This window comes from Okeania sp. SIO2B9, from assembly GCF_010672505.1.
GTDB lineage: Bacteria > Cyanobacteriota > Cyanobacteriia > Cyanobacteriales > Microcoleaceae > Okeania > Okeania hirsuta.
The window spans coordinates 1-2,378 of sequence record NZ_JAAHGK010001187.1 but is presented as its reverse complement, the minus strand read 5'-3'; the positions used below and the strand labels follow the sequence as shown (position 1 = coordinate 2,378).

Sequence of the window (2,378 nt, the reverse complement as noted above, 5' to 3'; positions counted from 1 at the left end):
CCGTCCACCCCTGAAAGTGCTTTGTATGGTTAGTGTTTATGTAAAGCGCCTTCCTCCCAGTTTCTGGGTGCGTGCGCATAGTGAAGTCTAGCTAAATTAGGATTAAGCTAGACTTCACTATAAAATGGGCGAAGCGCTAAGTAAACAAAAAAAATTGCAGTTAGCAATTCCAGCTTATCGTCGAGCTATAGAATTAAAAGTAGATAACTATTTATTTTATCGTAAATTAGCAGATGCTTTACAACAACTAGGACAACTAGATGAGGCAATCATTAATTATCAAACAGCTATTGAACTTAATCCTAATTCTTGCTGGTTATATACATCATTAGGAAAAACATATATCCAACAAGAAAATTGGTCTGATGCTATTGAATGTTTGAAAAAAGCAATACAAATTAAACCAGACTACCATAAAGCTTACGAAAAAATAGCCTATATTTTTGAACAGTTAGGCGATCGCTCTGCAGCAGAAAAATGTAGATATCAATATCAATTACCATCTGAAGTAGGGTAGTAGGGGAGTATTCAACAATTAATAATTAATAATTAATTATTAATTATTAACAATTACCTCTCCTTTCCTTGAAAAGAAGAGGATTGACTTAAAGAAAAATTTTTGCTTCTCTTGGTCGATTGGATATGGCGAGGTCTCCTCACCATCCCACCCTTCGGAAAGCTGCGCTAACGACCGCTTGTTTCTCCTTTAAAGGAGAGGCTTTAAACCTTAATTATTCGGTAAATATAATAATAATTAGGGTTTGCTGAAAAAGTCTTATGGGTGAGGGACCGAGTCAGGAGGACTGAGTCAGGAGGACCGAGTCAGGAGAAATAGGAATTACAGAGGATGTAGTTGGAAGAATTGTCCCTTAATTTTTCTGTCCTTGTCTGCACAAAATGCTAACTTTTTGAGCTTTCTTGGCCGAAAAGCTGGCACTTTTTTCAACCTAAGAAGGCTGAAACTTTTATATGTCAATGCTTTGATAGTTAATCAGCAAGCCCTAATTAATGCTAACCAGCGTGCTAATAATTAAAAAAGTGATTTGGTTCACGTTAATTATTTAATAATTGAAGTGGTATCTAAGTGAAGCATTAATACATAGTAATTGGTATTATTGAAAAGGGAGTAGGGGGTAAGCGGTAGGGAATGGTGGGAAATTTCAGACATTCTCAAAACAATCAAGAAAAGTATTTTTATTATGTCTAATTTAATGAGACCTGATATAACTTATTGAAATACAGCAAATTTTAGGAAGTGTGAGGTACAGTTTGAGACTAATCTATAATTTTTATTCATTCCCTGTTGCCTGTTGCCTGTTGCCTGTTGCCTGTTGCCTATTCCCTATTCCCTATTCTCTATTCCCTATTCCCTATTCCCTATTCCCTATTCCCTATTCCCTATTCCCTATTACCTATTCCCTAAAGCATAAAACTTTATACCTTATCAACTGGAAAACTGCTGTATGTCTAATAATGAAAAGACAAAAAAACTAACAATTAATTTTAATCAAATAGCAGCATCTCATTTGGCCGAAGGAAAGTTAAATGAGGCTTATGCAGCTTGTGTTAAAGCATTAAATAGCCAACCAGAATTTGCACCAGCTTGTAAAACTATGGGAGATATTTTTCAAGCACAAGGTGACATAGAAGCAGCCAAAAATTACTACAATAAGGCTATTCAAATACTACCTAATTTTGCTGAAGCTCATGCAAACCTGGGTAGTATGTATGCCAAACAACAGCAATGGGAACCAGCAATTTCAGCTTACGAAAAAGCCCTCAAAATTCAACCAAATTTAGCAGGAGTTTATCGAAATTTAGCTAAAGTCTGGCATAGCATTGGTCAAGAAAAATTAGTCACAGAATGTAATTATCAAGCAGTTATTCTAGAACCAGAATCATTGACAGCCACAGAACATCTAAATTTAGGAAATAAACTTTTAGAGTTAGATAAAATAGAGGCAGCAATTAACTGTTACCGTCATGCTATTAAAATCAACCCAAATTTATCCGCAGCATATCAACATTTAGGAGAAATTCTGAGTCAAAAGGGCGAGTTAGAAGATGCCTTAATAACTTTAAACCAAGGAATAAAATTAGCTCCTAAAAATCCTAGACTTTACTACTTACTAGGGAAAGTTTTCCAAGAAAAAAAAGAATATGATTTAGCTCACTCCGCCTATCTTAGTGCGATCAAACTCAAACCAGAAAATCATTTATTCCACAAAAAATTAGGAGATGTCTTTCAAGAAAAAGGAGAGCTAGAGCAAGCGATCGCCTGTTACCAAAAATCTCTAGAAATCAACCCTAATTTTTTTTGGTCTTACTACAGCTTAGGTAATATTTATATTAAGCAAAAACGATGGGATGAAGCAATT

1 protein-coding gene and 1 pseudogene are annotated in these 2,378 nt (G+C 35.0%); both read left to right on the top strand.

The window, feature by feature from the left end; genetic code table 11:
• Nucleotides 1-118: 118 nt before the first annotated feature.
• Nucleotides 119-517, top strand: a pseudogene (locus tag F6K13_RS28760) (tetratricopeptide repeat protein); the annotation flags it as partial.
• A 946-nt stretch (nucleotides 518-1,463) separates the two neighbouring features.
• The coding region (locus F6K13_RS28755) for a lipopolysaccharide assembly protein LapB (protein ID WP_287289253.1) at nucleotides 1,464-2,378 on the top strand (915 nt) is incomplete at its 3' end.